The sequence below is a fragment of the Flavobacterium galactosidilyticum genome, assembly GCF_020911945.1.
GTDB lineage: Bacteria > Bacteroidota > Bacteroidia > Flavobacteriales > Flavobacteriaceae > Flavobacterium > Flavobacterium galactosidilyticum.
Map to the genome: position 1 here is coordinate 2,664,798 of NZ_CP087135.1, position 22,139 is coordinate 2,686,936.

The window sequence follows — 22,139 nt, forward strand, 5'->3', positions numbered from 1 at the left end:
CCAAATTTCACGAGCAAATCGACCAAAAATCTTTTTCTGAACAATATAGCATGCACTATAAATATGGTCAAAAATAAAATACATCTTAATTTATATTATTGGTTAACTAAAATAACTACCTCTTCTGTCATTAAACCATCTGAGTCAAAAGTACAATGAAAAATCGATAATAAACCAATTACCATAATAATATGTTGAGCTGTTAAAAATGCTATTACTTCCCGGGATAAACAAAGGATCAATCGCAAAAGTTGGGATTTAGAGATAAATTCCAAAAACCGACACCTAACAACAAGATTTAGTAACTCTGCGATACATTACAATTCTCTTTTATCCACACAACTTCCTCTTGGTGCATCCATTTCTGATAATACACTTTCAGAATGAAGAAACTGGGCTGCTGCCGCTGAATCTTTCACTTTAATTGAACTGCGGTCGATCATAACTGATTCAAATTCTTTTAGGACTGTTTGCCTTAATCCAATTTCTCTCCAATCTGGATTCGATTTACATTCTTTAGAAATGGCTCTCGCCAATGCCAAGGCATCAAGTAGTGCTTGGTTTGCACCTTGACCTTTAAACGGGCTCATCGGATGAGCTGCATCACCAATTAATGTTACTTGACCAGCCTTAGATAATAGTTCTGTAGTAAGTAATTCACGATCATAAACTGGATATCCAGAAATTTGAACTTCTGCGGTAGCCCCGATAATCTGGGGAACGGGTTCGTGCCATTGACATCTTCTGATTGCTTCCGCTTTAAGTGCAAAAGTTCCTTTTTCACTCAAGATTTTCGCTTCTTCTTCAGACATTGGAAAACTAAGTTGCCACATTACTGAATCCGAAGTAAAAGGCATGACATAAATTCGCTCGTTGCCATTAGCAGTTTGAAATACTGTAGCTGAATCTAATAGTGGATTGTCAGGACCTTCGAGATCTTTTAAGAGGCAAATACCTAAAATAACAATACAACCGAGGTAAACCAGTGGAGTATCATTGTCGCCAAATAACATTTTTCGCACCGAACTTCTAATACCATCAGCTCCAACTACTAAATCATGAGTAGCTATTTTTATTTTTCCATTCACTTGAAAACGTACATTGAAGGTTTTATCCTGATTTTCATTTAAATCTACTAGCTGATGATTCCATTGCACAGCATTATTTCCTCCAAGTTGTTCTAATAGAGCTTGTCGCAAAGCTTGTCTGGCGATATGAATATTCGAGTTTTTTGAACTTTCTTTGGAGTTTTGGTTCATCCATTTTCTAAGACCCCATTCTCCAATTACCTTTCCAGAAGTAGTATGAACCAGATGTTTTGTAGAAGTTATACCTTCCTTTAAAGTTTGGATTCCGAGTCCTTTCAATGCTTTACTAGCTTGCTGTAAGGTGAGGCCATATCCCTGCGAACGCGCTTCAAAACTAGTATCGCGTTCATAAAGTGAAAAAGGTATTCCCCGATGTAAACAAGCTACTGCCAAAGCAACGCCGCCAATACCACCACCAATAATAGCCACATTTGGATAATTACTAGTATCAACCATTTTATTAGTGGTAGAATGAATAAGCCCTGATCCTGAGCAATTGGTACATAAATACAAGTGGCCTTTAGGAATGGCAGGAGGAATTAAATCGTCTTTATTTTTTTCAAATTCTGCTAATTCTAGCTGGTATTGAAACTGCAATTTCTTACTTAAACCTTTGCTTTTTTTGGCTTGCCCATGACATTCAGGACAAATAATCCAATTGAAAGAGTCTTTTTCTATTTGTTTCAATTCTTTTTTCTTCTAAATTTAAACGTATTTCTTTAAAACAATAATCTGATAAATTCACTATTTCGATGACAATCAAAAAATCACATAGTTTTTTCAATTCAGATACTCTTTGAAATTTTTATGCAATGGTGCAAATTTAGGTGAAATAGTTATAAACTAACTACTGTAATTACGGGCTGGTGACAATTAAAATTCGCAAGCAATTCAAAAAGCAATTGGCGCACTCAAGCAACTGTCCGGAATATTAAAAGCTTCTACTAATGAAACTGCTTCTGGTCTTAGATTCCAGCATAATTGATTAACCATTTTGCGAATAGCTTTTGTTTTTACTGCTTCCATATAACCATCTTCAAGGTACCAACCTTTGTTTATTTCAATTTGTGATAGTGCGTACAATTGACATAATTTTACCATTACAGTTTTACTATTTGGGTCTTTGATACTTGCGATCGCAATTTGAAACTGTTCAAGTACAATTCGTTCCAGATAAGCTTGCGTTACATCAATCATTTGGTGTTGAACAACATTAAACGCATCGTAAGGAGCTAATCCGCTATCAATTAATTTTTTCAAACGCTTTGCAGCTGATGCCAAAGTCGTTTTTTCTCGGTATTGAAAGGCACTAAGGTGGAATTTATCATCTTGAAGATGCGCTTCATCTGTATTTCTTGTTGCAATTGGATTCTTTTCGGAAATCACTGTTTTAGCATTTTCATAAACATATTGAATCATTCCCTTGGCATCCATTTGACCAAAAGCTTTTCTAAATTCTGACAAGCGGTTTTTAGCAACTAATTGCATCAATACGGTATTGTCACCTTCAAAAGTAGTGTAGACTTCTGTATCATTTTTTAAAGCATCGATACGATTTTCCCAGAGGTATGCTTTACCACCACAGGCTTCTCTACATTCTTGCAAAACAGCAGTTGTATTCCATGTAGAGTAGGCTTTCATGCCTGCCGCGAGCGCTTCAATTTCAGGCATTTCCGATTCACTTCTAGCCATAAAACGGCTTGTAACATATTGTAAAGCAAAATGAATTGCATAGGTTTTAGCTAGTTTTGGAAGTAGTCTCCGTTGGTGAATACGGTAATTTAAAATGGGAACCTCTGAACCACCTTCTGGTCCAAATTGGCGTCGCTTATCGCTATATTTAATAGCTATTGTCAAACCAGATTTGGCTGCAGCCAAAGCAGATCGAGGAATACCAATTCGTCCTCCAACTAAAGTGCCGAGCATGGTAAAAAATCGTCGGTTATCGCTTGGGATTGGGCTTTCAAATTCTCCTTTTTCATTTACTGAAGCAAATCGATCCAGCATGTTTTCTTTCGGAATAACAACTTGATCAAAATTAATTGTACCATTATCAACTCCGTTCAATCCCATTTTACGGCCACAATCATTTATAGTAATTCCTTTCAAAATGTGACTATTTTTATCTCTAATAGGAACTATAAATGCATTTACACCATAATCGATACCACCAATAATTAACTTTGCAAAAACGGTCGCCATTTGGCCATGAACAGCAGCATTACCTATATATTCTTTCTGTGCCTTTTGATGTGGAGTATGGATAGTAAATGTCTGCTCTTCATGATTGTAAGTAGCGGTTGTTTCTAATCCTTTTACGTTAGAACCATGATTGGTCTCCGTCATAGCAAAACATCCAGGAAGCTTTAAAGAACCAATATCTTTCAAGTATTTAGCATAATGTTTTTCTGTTCCAAGAGAATGTACGCTCATTCCCCAAAGTCCAAATTGAACACCAAATTTAATCACTAAGCTTAAATCATGATAACTCAACGTTTCCATTATGGCAAAATAAGCAGCGATGTTATCGCCACCACCATATTCTTTAGGATAAGCCATGTTTCCTAAATTTTCTTTAGCCAATATTTTACACCATTTATACACCTTATTTCTGTAAATATTGATGTCAGTCGATGTTTCGTAAGCAAATTCAGGTCGGCTTATAATAGATTTTACTTTATTAATAATCAGGGCTTGTTCACCGTCCAGAATTTTGGTCAACTTTTCAATTTCGAAAGTGGTTACACCTTTATAACTAGAGGTGAGTGTATTCTCTGCTATTTTTAAATCACCAATAATTTCTACTCCTGAAATTCCTAGATCATTTTCAAGTTTTATAAAATCAGTACGCAAATCTTTCATTAATGAATCACTGCCAGAAAGCACTAGCGACATTTCAAAAATTGATTTTATCGAATTGTTCTCTTTTAAAACTGTCTCGATTTGAGACTTCCAGTCATTTAGTTGCGCTCGAGAAGGCGGCGATTTGGTATCTAGTTTAGAAATTAGCTCTTTTTGCTCCTCTACGGATAACCAAGCTTGAGAAAGAATAAATTTTTGTAATGTTAAAAACTCTTTTTGAGTTAAGAGATCATCTGACCAAACAAGATAAAAATGCGGTATAAAAATTTTAAGTTTTGAATTTCCCATATTTCACTAAATTAAGTAAGAATCTTAAGTTGCGTTAATATAAGAAAATTTGAGCAAGGCGAACTGACATTAACACCATTTTCACTTTTATCCAAGTGAAAATTAGTCTATTAAACTTTGATTTATTTAAGATAATTAATCTATTGTCAAAGCACCTAAAATTTCTTCTGACAAGAATGGTCCGCCTGGATAATGCGCAGTATAATCTAAATTCATCCATATTTGGCCACGTTCGTCAACGTGATAAAAAAGTTTTTTATCCTTACTTTCGTTAGGAAATAAAATGTTCTTAATTAAAAAGTTTACTTTTTCTAAATCAGCTTGGGTGCCTATTAAAATTTCTGGATATATATGACCTTTAGTATGTATCAGTCGGGGAGTACCACCAATTGCTCTTACGGTAGCAGCCATCAATATTGAATGATCATCGCAATCTCCTGAAAAATAAAGTAATGATTCTGTTGCCGTAGCAATATAATCACCAGCCTTTGGGTCACTCACATAATTCCATCTACTATTAATCTCTTTAAATACCGCAAAGCACTGAATTATAGTTCTATAATCAGAATAACCTTTTACATCCTTGAAATATTTTGAAGTAGCCATAATGGCAAAATTCCTAACTTTAGGATTTTGATATTCTATCGCATTTATAATCTTAGACTTATTAGGAAAGGGTAGCAGTTTAGCAATAATAATATCTTGCGGATAGGGATTGTATGACATACTATACATCATGGAGTTGTAATCTTCAAAAACACTATTAAAGCCGTAATTTCCAATAGTAGACCCATAAATTAACGCAATAAAATAGAGTATGATACAGAAAATAATAATGGTTCGTAACATTCTGAGAATAATTTGAATGACAACGACCATTACAATAAAAAGGATGACTCTATCTAAATTTAAAAACCAGTTAGGATTGATTAAATTTTGATGTAATATGATAAAAAGAGGTATTGCTATCAAAATATTCAACACAAAAATAATAACATCATCCCAAGGTTTTTTGACCTGAAGTTTTTGTTTAATGTCTTGAAAAGTAATGTTTTTGATTTTTATCATAATTAACAATAGAAACAGTATTCTATACGGTTTCTACAATTTGCTCAAAAGTACCTTTTTTATCTATAATTTTAAGTTCTAAAAGTTGATTTTGAACTTTGTTTAACATTTTTTCACTTAATGGTTTTTGCGACCAATGTGTCAATGACAGCCATTCCTGAATATCCTTAATTTTTTGTTGATAATTTGATGCTAAAGTTTTATCAATACTAGGAATTTCTTTAAATTCCTCAGTAGTTTGATTAATTATTTCAAGAATTTTTACAATAATGGTTGGATTACTTTCTAAAATTTCATTTCGAACAGCAATTACAAAGCAAGGCCAAGGCGTAGGGCAATCAGCGATTCTTCTGAAAACACCTTTGTCAACTAGAGGTTTTGTCATAAAACGTTCCCACATAAAATAATCAGCAGTTCCATTTGTCAGCGCTTCAACAGCTCCATCAATCGTATTTATAATTTCAAATTCTAGATTTTCTGTATTCCACTTTTGATTATCTGCGTTCACATACGCCATTAATTGAGAGCCTGAACCCAAACGAGAAATAGCTACTTTTTTGTTTTCTAAATCAGACAGCTCTTTATAATCTGATTTCGCCGCCACGTGAATTCCCCATACCAATGGACTTTCAACATAAACTTGAACAATTTTGCTTGGATTACCAGCAACGATATCTTTTACGATTCCTTCCGTCAAGATTACAGCAATATCAGTAGAACCATCACGAAGCATTTGGCACATTTTACCAGTTCCCTCTGGAACATCAGTCCATTGTAAATCAATATTTTCTTTTTCGAAATCTCCGTTTTCGATCGCTAAATGCCAAGGAAGATTAAAGTGTTCTGGAACTCCAGCTATTTTTATAGATTTCATTTTATCACATTATTTTTTAATTCATACCAATTCCATAAAACTTCATCTTCCCAATAATCTTCGGTAAATTTCATTCCAATTTTTTTCAGAATAGCATTGGAAGCACCATTTTCAGCATGTGCAGCGGCCATAATTGTATTCAGATTCATCGTTTTGAAGCCATAATCAAGCCAAGCAAATGCCACTTCAGAGGCGTATCCTTTGCCCCAAGAGTTTTCATTTAATCGGTAACCAATATCATAAAAATTTATTTTATTATTAACTTCTACCGTATTGTATTTTAATCCAGCCCAACCTATTAATTCATTGCTTTCTTTTTCGATAACGACAAATCTGCCAATTTTATTTTTAATATACTGATCCCTAACCATTTCAATATATTCATCTACTTCTTCAATTGAACTAATCGGTTTATTCCACAGGTATTTATGTACATTAGGATTGCAGTCCATCTCATATAATTTTTCTGCATCTGATAATTTCATTTCTCTAAGCAGTAGTCGGTCAGTTTCAAGTACTAGATTCATCTTTTATAAAATTAATAGTGTGTAAGCAACTGTTTTTAGCCCTGATCGAAACGGCATCCTTTTGTACTCTGACTTAGGAGTACAAAAGATACAGTGAAGAGCAGGAAATAGCTCTAAAAAAATATTAACCTTGGGCTAATTTATCTAAAGTATAAGCGATTAACGCATCTACGGCTTTATAAGGGTCTTCGCTAAATGTTCCAGAAGCACGATTAGCAATTATCGCATTTAACGAAAGTGCATTATGTCCCAAAAGTGCTGAAAGTCCATATATTGCTCCAGTTTCCATTTCGAGATTTGTAATTCGGTTGCCTTCAAACTGAAAATTATCCATTTTAGAATTCAGATTTTCATCCTGAATTTGCAATCGTAAAACACGTCCTTGAGGACCATAAAAACCACCTGCAGTTGCTGTGATTCCTTTATGCATTTTATCGCTTTCTATTATTTTTTCTAACTTTGCAGAACAAGAAATAACGTAAGGTTTTCCTTTTTTAGGATCCCAATTCGTGTGATTTACAAAAGCGTCTTCCATATCGATGTTAGAAACTTCATCGATTAAATAGGAGCGTAGCATGTTATCCAATCCTAAGCCAAATTTTGACATTACAAAACTATCTACAGGAATATCCGCTTGCAGAGATCCCGAAGTCCCAATTCTAATGATATTTAGTGAGGTTAATTTGTCTTTTGGTTTTTTAGTTTCTAAATCGATGTTGACCAATGCATCTAATTCATTGACTACTATATCAATATTATCGGGACCAATTCCAGTTGACATCACTGTAATTCTTTTGCCTTTGAAAATTCCCGTTTGGGTTTTAAATTCTCTTTTTTGAGTCGAAAATTCTATGCTATCAAAAAACTGTGTTATTTTTTCTACCCGATTTTGATCACCTACAAAGATGATGTCGTGGGCTATATTTTCTGGTTTCAAGTTTAAATGGTATACACTACCATCTGGATTTAATATTAATTCTGATGACTTTATCATTGTTTTTTTTGTTTAAATGTTTTAGGTTTCAAGTTCCTCAACTGATTACTAAACAATTTCTCTAGCCTCCAACGCGTTTTACCTTGAAGCCTTTATCTTTTAAAATCGTCATAATCTTATCACGATAATCGCCTTGTATGATTATGGAGTCGTCTTTGAAGGTGCCACCAACACTCAATTTAGTTTTAATTTCTTTAGCTAGAATTTTGAAATCTTCATCAGTACCTTCATAACCTTCTATTATGGTTGTAGCTTTTCCTTTTCTCTTTTCAAATTTACAAATCATAGGTTCTTTTTGAACGTATAATTCATGCGGAACTGCTTCAATCAATTCTTCAGGAACTGGTTCGTGATCAGGAAAAAGGTTTTTTAATTGGTCTTGTAAGTCCATTTGTTTTAAATTAAAATTTCAAAAAATAAATTCCAAATTCCAATATTTTGTGACTTGATAAGTAGTCTCATTTTCTTGGTATTTGGAATTTATATAATTATTCCCCGCCGCGGCGGGTTGTAGGATTTTATTTTTTAATTAACCCTAAATCCACTAAACGTTCATATAAATAAGCGCCTGCTGTAATGTCTTCAAATTGTTTTGGATGTTCTGCATCAATACAATTATCTAAACAATCTAATTTCATATCACTAACAGGGTGCATAAAAAATGGAATGGAATAACGTGAAGTTCCCCATAATTCTCGAGGTGGATTTACCACTTGGTGAATTGTAGATTTCAATTTATTATTTGTGTGGCGAGATAGCATATCACCAACATTGATAACTAATTCGTCTGGCTCCGCAATAGCGTCAATCCACTCGCCGTCATGAGTTTGTACTTGCAATCCTTTTCCTTGCGCTCCCATCAATAAAGTAATCAAATTGATATCTCCATGCGCTGCAGCACGAATCGCATTTGCAGGTTCCGATGTAATAGGAGGATAGTGAATAGGCCTTAGTATTGAATTTCCCTCTTTAGCATAATTATCAAAATAAAATTCATCTAAACCTAGATGTAGTGCCAAGGCTCTCAACACATAAACACCAGTTTTTTCTAACATTTGGTAAGCTTCTTTTCCTACCACATTAAAACGAGGTAATTCTTTCACTTCAACATTTTCAGGATATTCAGCGGCATATTTTGAATCTTCTGATACATACTGTCCAAAATGCCAAAACTCCTTTAAATCCCCTTCTATACGGCCTTTAGCATGTTCAGTTCCAAAAGAAACATAACCTCTTTGTCCGCCAATTCCAGGAATTTCATAACTGTGTTTTGTTTCTAACGGTAAAGAGAAAAAATTTCTAATTTCGCCATACAATTCATCAACCAGTTGGTCGTTTAAAAAATGCCCTTTTAGCGCTACGAAGCCAATATCTTCAAAAGCACTTCCGATTTCATTTACAAATTTTTGTTTACGTTTCGGGTCGTCCGAAAGGAAATCACGCAAGTCAACACTAGGAATGTTTTGCATATTTTTTTATTTTATAAATAACAAGACATAAATCTTGTAAACACAAAGATAAAGAATAATTTTAATTCCAAATTTATAATACAACCATTAAAATAAAAAAATATAACAATTTATAGTAAAACTGTTATATTTTTTTATCTTTGAACTATACCAAAAAATTAGAAAATGACCTTCGACAGAAAAAATCTTACTGATAACCAATTACTAGATTTGTATAAAAAACTATTAAAGCCTAGGCTGATAGAAGAAAAAATGTTAATTCTGATTCGTCAGGGAAAGGTCTCAAAATGGTTTTCAGGAATAGGTCAAGAAGCAATTTCTGTTGGAGTCACAGCAGTTTTAGAAGCTGATGAATACATTTTACCAATGCATAGGAATTTAGGTGTTTTTACAGGAAGAAATATTCCTTTATACCGCCTTTTTTCGCAGTGGCAAGGAAAAGCAAATGGTTTCACCAAAGGTAGAGATCGCAGTTTTCACTTTGGCACCCAACAATATAAAATTATCGGAATGATTTCGCATTTAGGACCTCAATTAGGAGTTGCTGACGGAATTGCATTAGCTAATAAATTAAAGAAAAACGGTAAAATAACAGCTGTTTTTACTGGTGAAGGCGCTACCAGCGAGGGAGATTTTCACGAGGCGTTAAACATTGCTTCGGTTTGGGAATTGCCGGTGATGTTTATTATAGAAAATAATGGTTATGGTTTATCGACACCAACAAATGAGCAATATCGTTGCGAAAATCTTGCTGACAAAGGCGTAGGTTACGGCATGGAAAGTCACATTGTTGATGGCAATAATATTCTTGAAGTTTTTAATCTTTTATCTGAATTAAAAGCATCGATGATCGAAAGACCTCGTCCTGTTTTACTAGAATTTAAAACTTTCAGAATGCGCGGGCATGAAGAGGCGAGTGGTACAAAATACGTTCCACAGGAATTAATGGATATTTGGGCGATTAAAGATCCCGTTGATAATTTTAGAAAATTTTTAATGGAAAGTGGAATTCTTTCTGAAGCCTTTGACCTAGATTTAAAAACAGAGATTAAGAAAGAAATAGATGAAGGTTTGGCTATTGCCAATGCTGAACCAAAAATTGAAGCTAATTATAGTGGAGAATTAGATGATGTCTATAAACCCTATCAACATGAGGAATTTAAGCATTCAGAAAAAAAAGAAAATATTCGCTTCATAGATGCAATTTCTAATAGTTTACGCGAATCGATGGAACGCCACCCAGAGTCGGTTATAATGGGTCAGGATATTGCGGATTACGGTGGTGCGTTCAAAATCACGGAGGGTTTTGTAGAAAAATTTGGCAAAGAGCGTGTGCGTAATACGCCAATTTGTGAGAGTGCAGTCGTGTCTGCAGGAATGGGATTATCTATAAATGGATATAAAGCAATTGTTGAAATGCAGTTTGCTGATTTTGTTTCGAGTGGTTTTAACCCAATAGTAAATTTATTAGCGAAATCGCATTATCGCTGGCTTGAAAAAGCTGATGTTGTTGTTCGAATGCCTTGCGGCGGCGGCACTCAAGCAGGGCCTTTCCACTCACAAACAAACGAAGCTTGGTTTACTAAAACACCAGGCTTAAAAGTAGTTTATCCAGCATTTCCTTATGACGCTAAAGGCTTATTGAATACTTCGATTAATGATCCGAATCCGGTTTTATTTTTTGAACACAAACAATTATACAGAAGTGTTCAACAAGAAGTTCCAACAGACTATTACACAATTCCTTTAGGAAAAGCAGCTTTATTAAAAGAAGGAAATCAGGTGACTATTATTTCATTTGGTGCAGCAGTTCATTGGGCATTAGATACCCTATCAAAAAATCCAGGTATTTCTGCTGATTTATTAGATTTACGAACTTTGCAACCTTTAGATACTGAAGCCATTTTTGCTTCAGTAAAGAAAACTGCAAGAGTAATTATATATCAAGAAGACAGTATGTTTGGCGGTTTAGCCAGTGATATATCAGCAATGATTATGGAAAATTGTTTTCAATATTTAGATGCTCCCGTCAAACGTGTCGCTAGTTTAGATAGTCCAATTCCATTTACAAAAGCTCTAGAAGATCAGTACCTACCTAAAGGCAGATTCGAAAATGATCTTAAAGAGCTTTTGAAGTATTAATAGAGAAATTATTATTTGGTTTATTTTTAATTCACATTCTAAAAATAACCTAATATCCAGTATATAATAATAAATACTATAATTGTTCCGAAGCATCCTCCGCCTAATTTCTTGGCGCCATAGCCTGCTAGTAATGTTTTGAAAAATCCGTTCATAGTTTTAAGTTTTAGAGTAGTTGTTAAAGTATCTAATTTTGTGTGAAATATTTATTTGGTATTTTTATCATGATTCAAATCATAAATAATTTGATTATAGTATAAAAATAGAATAATATTTTGGCAACATGACGACGATACTTTAATTTTGAAACATTAATAAAAAATTATGAAACCTTTAAAAGAGAAACTACTAATTAAAGACGCAACGATCAATAAAATACAATTTGATACCGAATGGTTTTTTCATTTAGACGATATGACATTTTACTTAAAAGAGGATTTATCAGAAGTAGAATTCGTGTATTTGCCGATGATTATCGCTGGAAATCAAGAGTATGTAAAATGTGCAGCCTTCGATGATATTATCAGAGGTAGAAAGGAAGCATAAAAAAATAGAAGCTACGAACTGCTATTTTTTTTATCTATTACCTAATTTAGCTTTTGCCTTGATAATATCACTTATTTTTCTATTTTCAATTTTGCTTTCAAGCCAAGAAATGATGTCCAGATATAAAAACGCTCTTTTCTCGTAAGTGTTATTTTCTAATTCGATAAAACGTTGTCGCATTTTTATGAATTCTTTTTTAATGTCACTGGGATAAATAGAATTAAGATTTTTCATGAATCGTATAATCTCTTTTTGAACCTCATGCAAATCATTCATTTTAAGCAAGAACTTGTAGGTGTTTTTAAGTTGATTTTCTAAATAGTAATCATTCCCAAGTTCATAATGCGCTATTAAACTCAATAATCGAGCAAAACACATCAAATCTTCGCGCATCGAAAGATTTTTGTTATTTATGATTTTCTCTAAGTAAAATATACATTCTACATATTTTTCAATTCCAAAATAAATACTTGCTATCTTATAAAAGAATAGCATTTCGTGATGCTCGTCTAAGTGCTCGCTATGTAGCTTTAATTTGTCTAAAATTTCTGGAATTAGGTATTCACTTTCGTTAAAAGTTCCTTCTAAAATATGATAATTTAGTTTGTTGTTATACAGATATAAAAATGATAACGAAGCGATATTATCATTGACAGGAAATCTAGGATCGCTGGTAGTTTCTTCTAACAACATCAAATATTTCTTAAATTTTGATTTATATTTAAGCATGAACAACGACTCCAATAAATAATGATTTCCTTTCAAAAAGAATACAGGATTTAGATAGATCATTGTAGGATTATTGTAAAAAAGTGTAACCCACTTATACGCATACTTATAACTGGCTAAAAAATCCTGAACTAAAAAACTGTGCCAAAGATTAGCATTATAAAACCAATATTTTTCCCTAAAACCGAATTTTTTTTCATCAAATTTAGCAATGTGCTTGTTGAAATAATTGTCAATATATTTATATTCCTCATCGCTTTTTACATAACCAGTTTTTAGCATGATTCCATAAAGTTGTAACGATAAATTAGATAATTTGCTGGAAATTGTATTTTGATAATTTAATTCTTTTGCCTGAATAACTAATTCATCTGCACGACCTTGTATACTTCGGGTGATATATTGTGATTCAATTAGTTTTTCAAACTCTACAATTTCGTATGCCATTAATTTTTCGTCATTTTCTAATGCGATAATTTTGGTTTTATCTAAAATTTTTAAGCTTTGCTTATACAAACCTTTATTATACAAAATAGTGGCAAAATCGATTTGTTCACGTATTTGATAACGGGTATTTTGACTTGGAATATTTAATCTAATGCTGACTAAAATTTGTTTATACAGATAGGATTTCAGATTCGACAATTGGACTTTCTTGATAATTCCACTCTTCAAAATGAGTTTTTCATCATATGCTTCTGACTTATCTAAAATATTGAATAATTCAATAAATTTTGTGTTTGAACTAGTTTCAAGTCTGCTTGCAAAAATCTTAAATTGTCTTTTTTCAGACTTTGAAAGTGATTTTATTAGAACAAATAGAAAATCTTTTTGATGGTTAGCCATTGTAAAATACTGAAGTGCAATGTACTGTAAATAAGCTTATTAAGTGTTTATTAATTGCTTTATGAGCAGTATATTTGGTTAAAATGAGTTTTATAATTAAAGTGTTGAAATCTAACTTTGTTACTAAGTTGTGAAATTACATTAAATAAATGAAAATGAATAGAGAGAAAGTCCAAATTTTTGATACTACTTTGAGAGATGGAGAACAAGTCCCAGGCTGTAAGTTAGATACCAATCAAAAACTCGTGATAGCGAATAGATTAGACGATATGGGTGTTGATATCATCGAAGCTGGTTTCCCTGTTTCTAGCCCAGGCGATTTTTTATCTGTTACAGAAATCAGTAAAATTGTAAAAAACGCAACGGTTTGCGGCTTGACAAGAGCAGTAAAAAATGATATTGACGTTGCTGCACAAGCTTTAAAACATGCTAAACATCCTCGTATTCATACCGGAATAGGAACTTCAGAATCACATATTGTACATAAATTAAACACAACAAGAGAAGATGTAATTGCAAGAGCTAAATACGCTGTTGCACACGCTAAATCGTATGTTGAAGATGTAGAATTTTATGCTGAAGATGCCGGTAGAACTGACAATGATTTCCTAGCGCGAGTCTGTGAAGAAGTAATTAAATCAGGCGCTACTGTACTTAATATTCCTGACACAACAGGATATTGTTTACCAGAAGAATACGGTGCAAAAATTAAATACCTACGCGAAAACGTAAAGGGAATTGAAAACGTGATTCTTTCTTGCCACTGTCACAATGATTTAGGAATGGCAACTGCAAATTCGATTTCAGGAGCAGTAAACGGTGCTAGACAAATTGAGTGTACTATCAATGGAATAGGAGAGAGAGCAGGAAATACAGCACTTGAAGAAGTAGTGATGATTTTTAAGCAGCATCCCTATTTGAATTTATACACTGATATCGATTCAAAACAGTTAAACGAAATGAGCCGTTTAGTTTCTGAAAGCATGGGAATGATCGTTCAGCCTAATAAAGCTATTGTTGGTGCTAATGCATTTGCACACAGTTCAGGAATTCATCAAGACGGTGTGATAAAAAATAGAGCGACTTATGAAATCATGGATCCTTTAGATGTTGGGGTCAATGAGTCTTCAATAGTTCTTACTGCTAGAAGTGGTAGAGCTGCATTAGCTTATAGAGCAAAAAAAGTAGGTTATGAGCTTTCAAAAGTTCAATTAGATGTTGTTTACATCGAATTTTTGAAGTTTGCAGATATTAAAAAAGAGGTTATTGATGATGATATTCATCAAATTATAGAAGTATGCAAAATACAAGGTGAATTAATTAGATGTTAATCCACAAATCAAATTGAAGTAAGCATTCTAAAAATAAAAACAGTCCTATGAACTTAAAAATAGCGGTACTTTCAGGAGATGGAATTGGTCCAGAAGTAATTTTACAGGCAAAAAAAGCATTATATGCAATTGCTGTGGTTTTCGACCATGAGTTTGTATTTGAAGATGCTCTAATAGGAGCCTATGCTATAGAGAAAACAGGAAATCCATTACCAGAGCAAACGCTGAACCTTTGTTTAAATACAGATGCAGTTTTAATGGGAGCAATTGGTGACATTAAATACGACCATAATTCCAATACAAAATTGCGTCCTATCGACGGATTATTAAGACTAAGGCAAGCACTAGGATTATATGCAAATATTAGACCTATAAAACCATATAGGGATTTATTGGATTTGTCTCCCTTAAAAAGAAAAATCATTGAGGATACTGATTTTGTAATTTTTAGAGAAATTTCAGGAGGATCTTATTTCACTGAAAAAAAGATAAATGAACAAGGAACTGTAGCCTCTGATTTATGTGAGTACACTGAGGATGAAATTATTCGAATTACTCATTTAGCCTTCAAAACAGCACAAAAAAGAAGAAATAAAGTCACGTTAGTTGATAAAGCCAATATTTTAGAAACTTCTAAGTTATGGAGAAAAATTGTTACTGAAATTAGCGATTCCTATCCTGAAGTAGAAACTGAATTCTTGTTTGTTGATGATGCAGCTATGAAAATTATTATCAATCCAAAGCAGTTTGACGTTATTTTGACAGAGAATTTGTTTGGTGATATTTTATCGGATGAAGCTAGTGTGATTACAGGCGCCATTGGTTTATTGCCATCTGCTTCATTAGGTAATTCTACTGCTCTTTTTAAACCTATTCATGGCTCTTTTTCTGAAGCAAAAACAAAAAACATTGCTAACCCAATCGCTTCTGTGCTTTCAGCAGCAATGTTGTTGGAGCATTTTAGTCTTCATCTCGAAGCCGAAAAAGTGTATGAAGCTGTTGCAAAAGCGATCGAATTAAATGTAGTCACAGCTGATTTGAATCCGTATTCGAAATTTGGAACAAATGAAGTAGGGGATTTTATCTCGAATTTTATTTTAAGTAAGGACGACTTATATTTTAAAAGCGATAATGTTTACATTGGTCAATCGACTATTGTTTAACATAATATAGTTAAAAAGCACATTTTTTAATTGGTAATGTGTTAATAATTGAGATTTTATTTTTTTAATGCTTCAAGTATTCATACTTTTGTCAATGTAAAAAAATATAAAAATGCAAAATTCAATTATTATTTCTCCAATTATTAGTGTCATTGTGGTAATCACATATGCAGGGGAAATGGTATAGATATAATTAGAAATATATTTAAAACCTCCCATCATTTTGGGAGGTTTTTTTTTAGGGATAAATCAAAAATATTGACAAATATAAATACAATGGAATTAAATAAATACAGCAAGACAATCACACAGGATGAAACGCAACCAGCGTCGCAGGCTATGTTTTATGGTATTGGATTAACTGAAGAAGATCTTAAAAAAGCACAAGTTGGAATCGTTAGTATGGGTTATGATGGTAATCCTTGTAACATGCACTTAAACGATTTAGCAAAGGATATTAAAACGGGGGTCTGGAAAGAAGATTTAGTTGGTTTAATTTTTAATACTATTGGAGTAAGCGACGGAATTTCTAATGGGAATGATGGAATGCGTTTTTCGTTGGTTTCTCGTGATGTAATTGCTGATTCTATTGAAACTGTTATGGGAGCGCAATGGTACGATGGCTTAATCGCTGTTCCTGGTTGCGACAAAAATATGCCTGGAGCACTTATGGCTATGGGAAGAGTTAACCGCCCATCGATTATGGTTTACGGTGGTTCTATTCATCCAGGAAAATGGAAAGGGGAGGATTTGAATATTGTTTCTGCTTTTGAAGCATTAGGTAAAAAATTTAGTAACACAATTTCTCCTGAAGATTTCAAAGGTGTAATTCAAAATGCTTGCCCTGGTGCTGGAGCTTGTGGTGGAATGTACACGGCAAATACGATGTCATCAGCAATTGAAGCATTAGGAATGAGTTTGCCTTATAGCTCTTCAAACCCAGCTTTAAGTCCAGAAAAAAAACAAGAATGTATTGATGCTGGTAAAGCAATAAGAATACTGCTAGAAAAAGATATTAAGCCTAGAGACATTATGACTCGTAAAGCATTTGAAAATGCAATTACAATGGTAGCTGTTTTAGGAGGTTCGACAAATGCCGTAATGCACTTAATTGCAATGGCCCATTCGGTAGGAATTGAATTGACATTACAAGATTTCCAAGATATAAGTGATAAAACACCATTATTAGCCGACTTGAAACCAAGTGGAAAATATTTAATGGAAGATTTACACAATGTAGGTGGTGTTCCGGCAGTAATGAAATATTTATTGAAAGAAGGTCTGTTGCATGGAGAATGTTTGACTGTAACAGGTAAAACTATCGCTGAAAATTTAGAAACAATTCCTGCTTTACATGATGGTCAAGAAGTTATTTTCGAAATTCAAAAAGCACTAAAAGCAACTGGAAATATCCAAATTCTATACGGAAACATTGCTTCAGAAGGTTGTGTAGCTAAAATTAGCGGTAAAGAAGGAGAGTTTTTTGAAGGTACAGCAGTAGTTTATGAAAACGAAAAAGATGTAATTAAAGGAATTCAAGGTGGTGAAGTAAAACCAGGAAATGTCGTCATCATTCGTTACTGTGGTCCAAAAGGTGGCCCAGGAATGTCTGAAATGTTGAAACCAACTTCTGCTATTATGGGTGCTGGTTTAGGAAGCACAGTCGCTTTGATCACTGACGGACGTTTTTCAGGTGGTTCCCACGGTTTTGTTGTAGGACATGTAACTCCAGAAGCGTATCAAGGTGGTGGAATTGCACTGATTGAAAATGGCGATATAATTACAATTGATGCTGTAAAAAACACCATTAATATGAAAATTTCTGATGAAGAATTTGCAAAACGTAAAGCAAATTGGAAACAACCAGAATCCGCAATCAAACAAGGAGTTTTACTTAAATATATGCGTTCGGTCTCTAGTGCTTCAGAAGGATGTGTTACTGATAAATAAAAAGCAATTTCAATACTAATTGAAAATATAAATTAAAAATGAAAAACAATAAAATATCTGGTGCTGAGGCTGTAATTAGATGCTTGCTAGAAGAAGATGTTAACATAGTTTATGGTTATCCAGGTGGTGCTATAATGCCTGTTTATGATGAATTGTATAAATTTCAAGACCAATTACACCATGTTTTAGTACGCCACGAGCAAGGAGCAACGCACGCAGCGCAAGGTTTTGCAAGAGCAACTGGAAAAGTAGGAGTAGCCATTGCAACATCAGGGCCAGGTGCAACTAATCTTGTTACTGGAATTGCTGATGCACAAATAGATTCTACTCCGATGGTTTGTATCACGGGCCAAGTAGGCAAACATTTATTGGGTTCTGATGCTTTTCAGGAAACTGATATTATCGGGATTTCCACTCCAGTTACAAAATGGAATTACCAAATTACGGAAGCTTCTGAGATTCCAGAAATTATGGCAAAAGCTTTTTATATTGCTAAATCCGGTCGTCCAGGTCCGGTATTGATTGATATTACAAAAAATGCTCAATTTGACGAAATCGAATTTAGTTATGAAAAATGCACCAGCATTAGAAGTTACAATCCAAAACCAACATTACATCTAGATAAAGTTAAGGAAGCGGCAGCGTTGATTAATACTGCTAAAAAACCTTTTATCGTATTTGGTCAAGGAGTTATCCTTAGCGAAGCAGAAGCCGAATTAAAAGCATTAGTTGAAAAATCAGGAATTCCAGCTGCTTGGACTATTCTTGGACTTTCAGCATTGCCAACTGACCATCCATTAAATGTGGGAATGGTAGGAATGCATGGAAATTACGGTCCAAATGTATTGACTAATGAATGCGATGTCCTTATTGCTCTTGGAATGCGTTTTGATGACCGTGTTACGGGTAATTTAGCAACTTATGCGAAACAAGCTAAAGTAATTCATTTTGAAATTGATCCTGCGGAAATTGATAAGAATGTGAAAACAACTGTTGCAGTTTTAGCAGATTTGAAAGAGTCTTTGACTGCTTTACTACCTTTAATTGAGAATAAAAAGCATGAATCGTGGCACAATGAATTCAAAGAAAAATACGAAACTGAATTAGCGCAAGTGATCAATGAAGAGTTAGCTCCAACCAATGGGAAAGGAATTTCTATGGGAGAAACTATTGAAATGATTAACAAACACTCGAAAGGGGATGCGATAATGGTTTCAGATGTAGGACAACACCAAATGTTCGCTTGTCGTTACGCCAAATTTAATACTACAAAAAGTAATGTTACCTCTGGTGGTTTAGGAACCATGGGATTTGCTTTACCAGCTGCTATTGGAGCTAAAATGGGAATGCCAGACCGCGAAGTAGTTGCTATAATTGGAGATGGAGGTTTTCAAATGACTATTCAAGAGCTAGGAACTATTTTCCAAACTAAAGTTCCTGTCAAAATTGTAGTACTAAACAATGAGTTTTTAGGAATGGTTCGTCAGTGGCAACAATTATTTTTTGACAAGCGATATGCTTCTACTGAAATGACTAATCCTAACTTTATAGCGATTGCTGAAGGCTACTATATCAAAGCGAAAAAAGTAACCAAAAGAGAAGATTTGGATGGGGCAGTTGCTGAAATGATGGCTTCAAAAGAATCGTATTTCTTAGAAGTTATGGTAGAGAAAGAAAATAATGTATTCCCAATGATCCCAACAGGAGCGTCGGTTTCTGATATCAGATTAAGTTAATATTATGGAAAATAAAACATTCACCATTTCTGTTTATTCAGAAAACAACGTTGGCTTATTAAACAGAATATCGGGGATATTCTTGAAACGTCATATCAATATTTTAAGTTTAAATGTATCCGAATCTGAGATAGAAAATGTTTCTAGATTCATTATTGTAGTCAATACAACAGAAAAATGGGTGCAAAATATAGTAGGACAAATAGAAAAGCAAATCGAAGTCATCAAAGCTTTCTATCATATTGACGAGGAAACTATTTTCTTAGAAAATGCTTTGTTTAAAATTGAATCTAACTTATTATTTGATGAGAGAGAAATTCAAAATATAATTAAAGAAAGTCATTCTGAAATTGTAACCGTAGCAAGAGACTTTTTTGTGATTTCAAAATCGGGACAACGTGATGAAATTGAAGAATTATACGAAAAATTAAAACCTTTTGGAATCATGCAATTTGTGCGATCTGGAAGAATATCGGTTTCCAAACAAAAAATGGAAATTTCAAGTTTATTAGAAACATTAAAGTAAAAGTAGCTTCTAGATATTAGAAGGAGTTATTTCAAAAATTAAATTTTACAATCATTAAAAAATAAAAAATGGCAAATTATTTCAATTCATTACCACTTAGATTACAATTAGAACAATTAGGCGTTTGCGAATTCATGGATCAATCAGAATTTGTGGATGGAATTAAAGCTTTAGAAGGGAAAAAAATTGTTATTGTAGGTTGTGGAGCTCAAGGTTTGAACCAAGGATTGAACATGAGAGATTCTGGTTTAGATATTTCTTATGCTTTGCGTGCTGATGCTATTGCAGAAAAAAGACCTTCATTCAAAAATGCTTCTGATAATGGTTTTAAAGTGGGAACATATGAAGAATTAATCCCAACAGCAGATTTAGTTTGCAACTTAACACCTGATAAACAGCACACTGCTGTGGTTACTGCAATCATGCCTTTAATGAAAAAAGGATCTACATTAGCTTATTCTCATGGTTTTAATATTGTAGAGGAAGGAATGCAAATTCGTAAAGATATTACGGTTATCATGTGTGCACCTAAATGCCCTGGATCTGAAGTAAGAGAGGAATATAAAAGAGGGTTTGGGGTTCCAACATTAATTGCCGTACACCCTGAAAATGATCCAAACCGTGAAGGTTTAGGCCAAGCTAAAGCGTATGCTGTAGCGACTGGCGGACATAAAGCAGGTGTTTTGAAATCATCTTTCGTTGCTGAAGTAAAATCAGATTTAATGGGAGAGCAAACTATTCTTTGTGGATTGTTGCAAACAGGTTCTATCTTATGTTTTGACAAAATGGTTGAAAAAGGAATCGAGCCAGCTTATGCTTCTAAATTGATTCAGTATGGATGGGAAACTATCACTGAAGCGTTGAAACATGGTGGTATTACAAATATGATGGATCGTCTTTCTAATCCTGCAAAAATTAAAGCATTTGAAATGGCAGAGGAATTGAAAGACATTATGCGTCCATTGTTCCAAAAACACCAAGATGATATCATTTCGGGAGAATTCTCTAGAACAATGATGATTGACTGGGCTAATGATGATGTGAATTTATTAAAATGGAGAGCTGCAACAGGTGAAACTAATTTCGAAAAAACAGCTCCAACAACAACTACTATTTCAGAACAAGAATATTTTGATAATGGTGTTTTAATGATTGCTATGGTTAAAGCTGGAGTTGAATTAGCTTTTGAAACAATGACTGAAGCAGGTATCATTGAAGAATCAGCATATTATGAGTCATTACATGAATTGCCTTTGATTGCTAATACTATAGCAAGAAAAAAATTATTCGAAATGAACCGTGTAATTTCAGATACGGCTGAATATGGTTGTTATTTATTTGACCATGCATGCAAACCGTTATTGACAGAATTCATGAAAAATGTAGAGACGAATGTAATTGGAAAACCGTATTCAACTTCAAATGGAGTAGATAATGCGGTACTAATTGCAGTGAACAAAAGTATTCGTCAGCATCCAATTGAAGAAGTTGGAGAATGGTTAAGAGAATCTATGACTGCTATGAAAAAAATTGGATAAATAAAAAATAGATAGTACACCTAAGAGGATGTGTTGGGATTAGCACTATATCATTTAATTTCTTAAAATTTTGAATTAGTTAAGCATTATTACATAAGAAAAGATGAATAGGAGTGCTGTTACATTCACTTAACTTTGAATGAGGTTAAAGTTGAGTGAAGTAATCCCTAATGGTAAAAATTTAGAAATTACCGTTTTTTGTATAGCTTATTTAATTTGTAGCGCTGTTCAAAAAATAGTTTTTGATTACTATTTTCTTGGTTTTAAAAATTGTTATATCAAAAGTGAGAGGGATTTAATCTTTCTCGCTTTTTTTTAAATCTATATTTTAAAAATAATAAAAGTTCAATAAATCAAAGGAAAAATTAATTATTATTAGATTTCATTTAATTTATTATGATTATTACAATATAAATAATTTTAACAATAGAGGGATATTTAATACTTTTATAAAAAAATAAA

At 33.4% G+C, this 22,139-nt stretch carries 17 protein-coding genes; 8 read left to right on the forward strand and 9 right to left on the reverse strand.

The features are described from left to right. Positions 1-317 precede the first annotated feature (317 nt). The 8 genes from LNP27_RS11455 to LNP27_RS11490 form a co-directional block, all read right to left on the reverse strand. On the reverse strand, positions 318-1,775 hold the full coding sequence (locus LNP27_RS11455; protein WP_229941734.1) for an FAD-dependent oxidoreductase: 1,458 nt from the start codon (positions 1,773-1,775) through the stop codon (positions 318-320). Positions 1,776-1,979: 204 nt separating this feature from the next. Beyond that, positions 1,980-4,238 (reverse strand): acyl-CoA dehydrogenase family protein, encoded by a 2,259-nt coding sequence (locus LNP27_RS11460; RefSeq protein WP_229941735.1) that lies wholly within the window; start codon positions 4,236-4,238, stop codon positions 1,980-1,982. A gap of 135 nt (positions 4,239-4,373) precedes the next feature. Continuing rightward, positions 4,374-5,306 carry a transglutaminase-like domain-containing protein gene (locus LNP27_RS11465; RefSeq protein WP_229941736.1) on the reverse strand — a complete coding sequence of 311 codons (933 nt, stop codon included), beginning with the start codon at positions 5,304-5,306 and terminating at the stop codon, positions 4,374-4,376. Between the two features lie 22 nt (positions 5,307-5,328). After that, the gene (locus LNP27_RS11470) at positions 5,329-6,180 is read right to left on the reverse strand and encodes a substrate-binding domain-containing protein (protein WP_229941737.1); all 852 of its coding nucleotides are present in this window, start codon (positions 6,178-6,180) and stop codon (positions 5,329-5,331) included. Further along, positions 6,177-6,707 carry a GNAT family N-acetyltransferase gene (locus LNP27_RS11475; protein WP_229941738.1) on the reverse strand — a complete coding sequence of 177 codons (531 nt, stop codon included), beginning with the start codon at positions 6,705-6,707 and terminating at the stop codon, positions 6,177-6,179. Before LNP27_RS11475 ends, LNP27_RS11470 begins: the two co-directional genes overlap by 4 nt. Before the next feature lie 124 nt (positions 6,708-6,831). Beyond that, entirely contained in the window at positions 6,832-7,701 is an 870-nt protein-coding gene (locus LNP27_RS11480; RefSeq protein ID WP_229941739.1) for a nucleoside phosphorylase, read from the reverse strand. Positions 7,702-7,762: 61 nt separating this feature from the next. Further along, entirely contained in the window at positions 7,763-8,092 is a 330-nt protein-coding gene (locus LNP27_RS11485) for a translation initiation factor (protein ID WP_229941740.1), read from the reverse strand. Positions 8,093-8,219: 127 nt separating this feature from the next. Beyond that, the gene (locus tag LNP27_RS11490; RefSeq protein ID WP_229941741.1) at positions 8,220-9,170 is read right to left on the reverse strand and encodes an isopenicillin N synthase family dioxygenase; all 951 of its coding nucleotides are present in this window, start codon (positions 9,168-9,170) and stop codon (positions 8,220-8,222) included. Between the two features lie 165 nt (positions 9,171-9,335). Between LNP27_RS11490 and LNP27_RS11495 the strand changes: the two genes are divergently transcribed. Continuing rightward, a complete protein-coding gene (locus LNP27_RS11495) occupies positions 9,336-11,312 on the forward strand; it encodes an alpha-ketoacid dehydrogenase subunit alpha/beta (RefSeq protein WP_229941742.1) in 1,977 nt (658 codons plus the stop codon). Positions 11,313-11,636: 324 nt separating this feature from the next. Further along, positions 11,637-11,858 (forward strand): hypothetical protein, encoded by a 222-nt coding sequence (locus LNP27_RS11500; RefSeq protein ID WP_229941743.1) that lies wholly within the window; start codon positions 11,637-11,639, stop codon positions 11,856-11,858. 30 nt (positions 11,859-11,888) lie between these two features. Here LNP27_RS11500 and LNP27_RS11505 read toward each other — a convergent pair whose 3' ends face one another. Next, positions 11,889-13,433, reverse strand: a complete 1,545-nt coding sequence (locus tag LNP27_RS11505; protein WP_229941744.1) for a hypothetical protein — start codon at positions 13,431-13,433, stop codon at positions 11,889-11,891. Positions 13,434-13,588: 155 nt separating this feature from the next. On the opposite strand from LNP27_RS11505, the gene LNP27_RS11510 reads away from it, so the two are divergent. From LNP27_RS11510 to ilvC, 6 genes are all read left to right on the forward strand, one after another. Continuing rightward, entirely contained in the window at positions 13,589-14,764 is a 1,176-nt protein-coding gene (locus LNP27_RS11510) for a 2-isopropylmalate synthase (protein WP_229941745.1), read from the forward strand. 47 nt (positions 14,765-14,811) lie between these two features. Beyond that, entirely contained in the window at positions 14,812-15,927 is a 1,116-nt protein-coding gene (leuB, locus tag LNP27_RS11515; RefSeq protein ID WP_229941746.1) for a 3-isopropylmalate dehydrogenase, read from the forward strand. A gap of 276 nt (positions 15,928-16,203) precedes the next feature. Beyond that, positions 16,204-17,877, forward strand: coding sequence for a dihydroxy-acid dehydratase (gene ilvD, locus LNP27_RS11520; RefSeq protein ID WP_229941747.1), 1,674 nt, complete (start codon positions 16,204-16,206; stop codon positions 17,875-17,877). Positions 17,878-17,915: 38 nt separating this feature from the next. Then, on the forward strand, positions 17,916-19,613 hold the full coding sequence (gene ilvB, locus LNP27_RS11525) for a biosynthetic-type acetolactate synthase large subunit (RefSeq protein WP_229941748.1): 1,698 nt from the start codon (positions 17,916-17,918) through the stop codon (positions 19,611-19,613). Between the two features lie 4 nt (positions 19,614-19,617). Beyond that, the gene (gene ilvN, locus LNP27_RS11530; protein WP_229941749.1) at positions 19,618-20,139 is read left to right on the forward strand and encodes an acetolactate synthase small subunit; all 522 of its coding nucleotides are present in this window, start codon (positions 19,618-19,620) and stop codon (positions 20,137-20,139) included. Positions 20,140-20,207: 68 nt separating this feature from the next. Further along, positions 20,208-21,677 (forward strand): ketol-acid reductoisomerase, encoded by a 1,470-nt coding sequence (gene ilvC, locus LNP27_RS11535; RefSeq protein WP_229941750.1) that lies wholly within the window; start codon positions 20,208-20,210, stop codon positions 21,675-21,677. Positions 21,678-22,139: the final 462 nt, after the last annotated feature.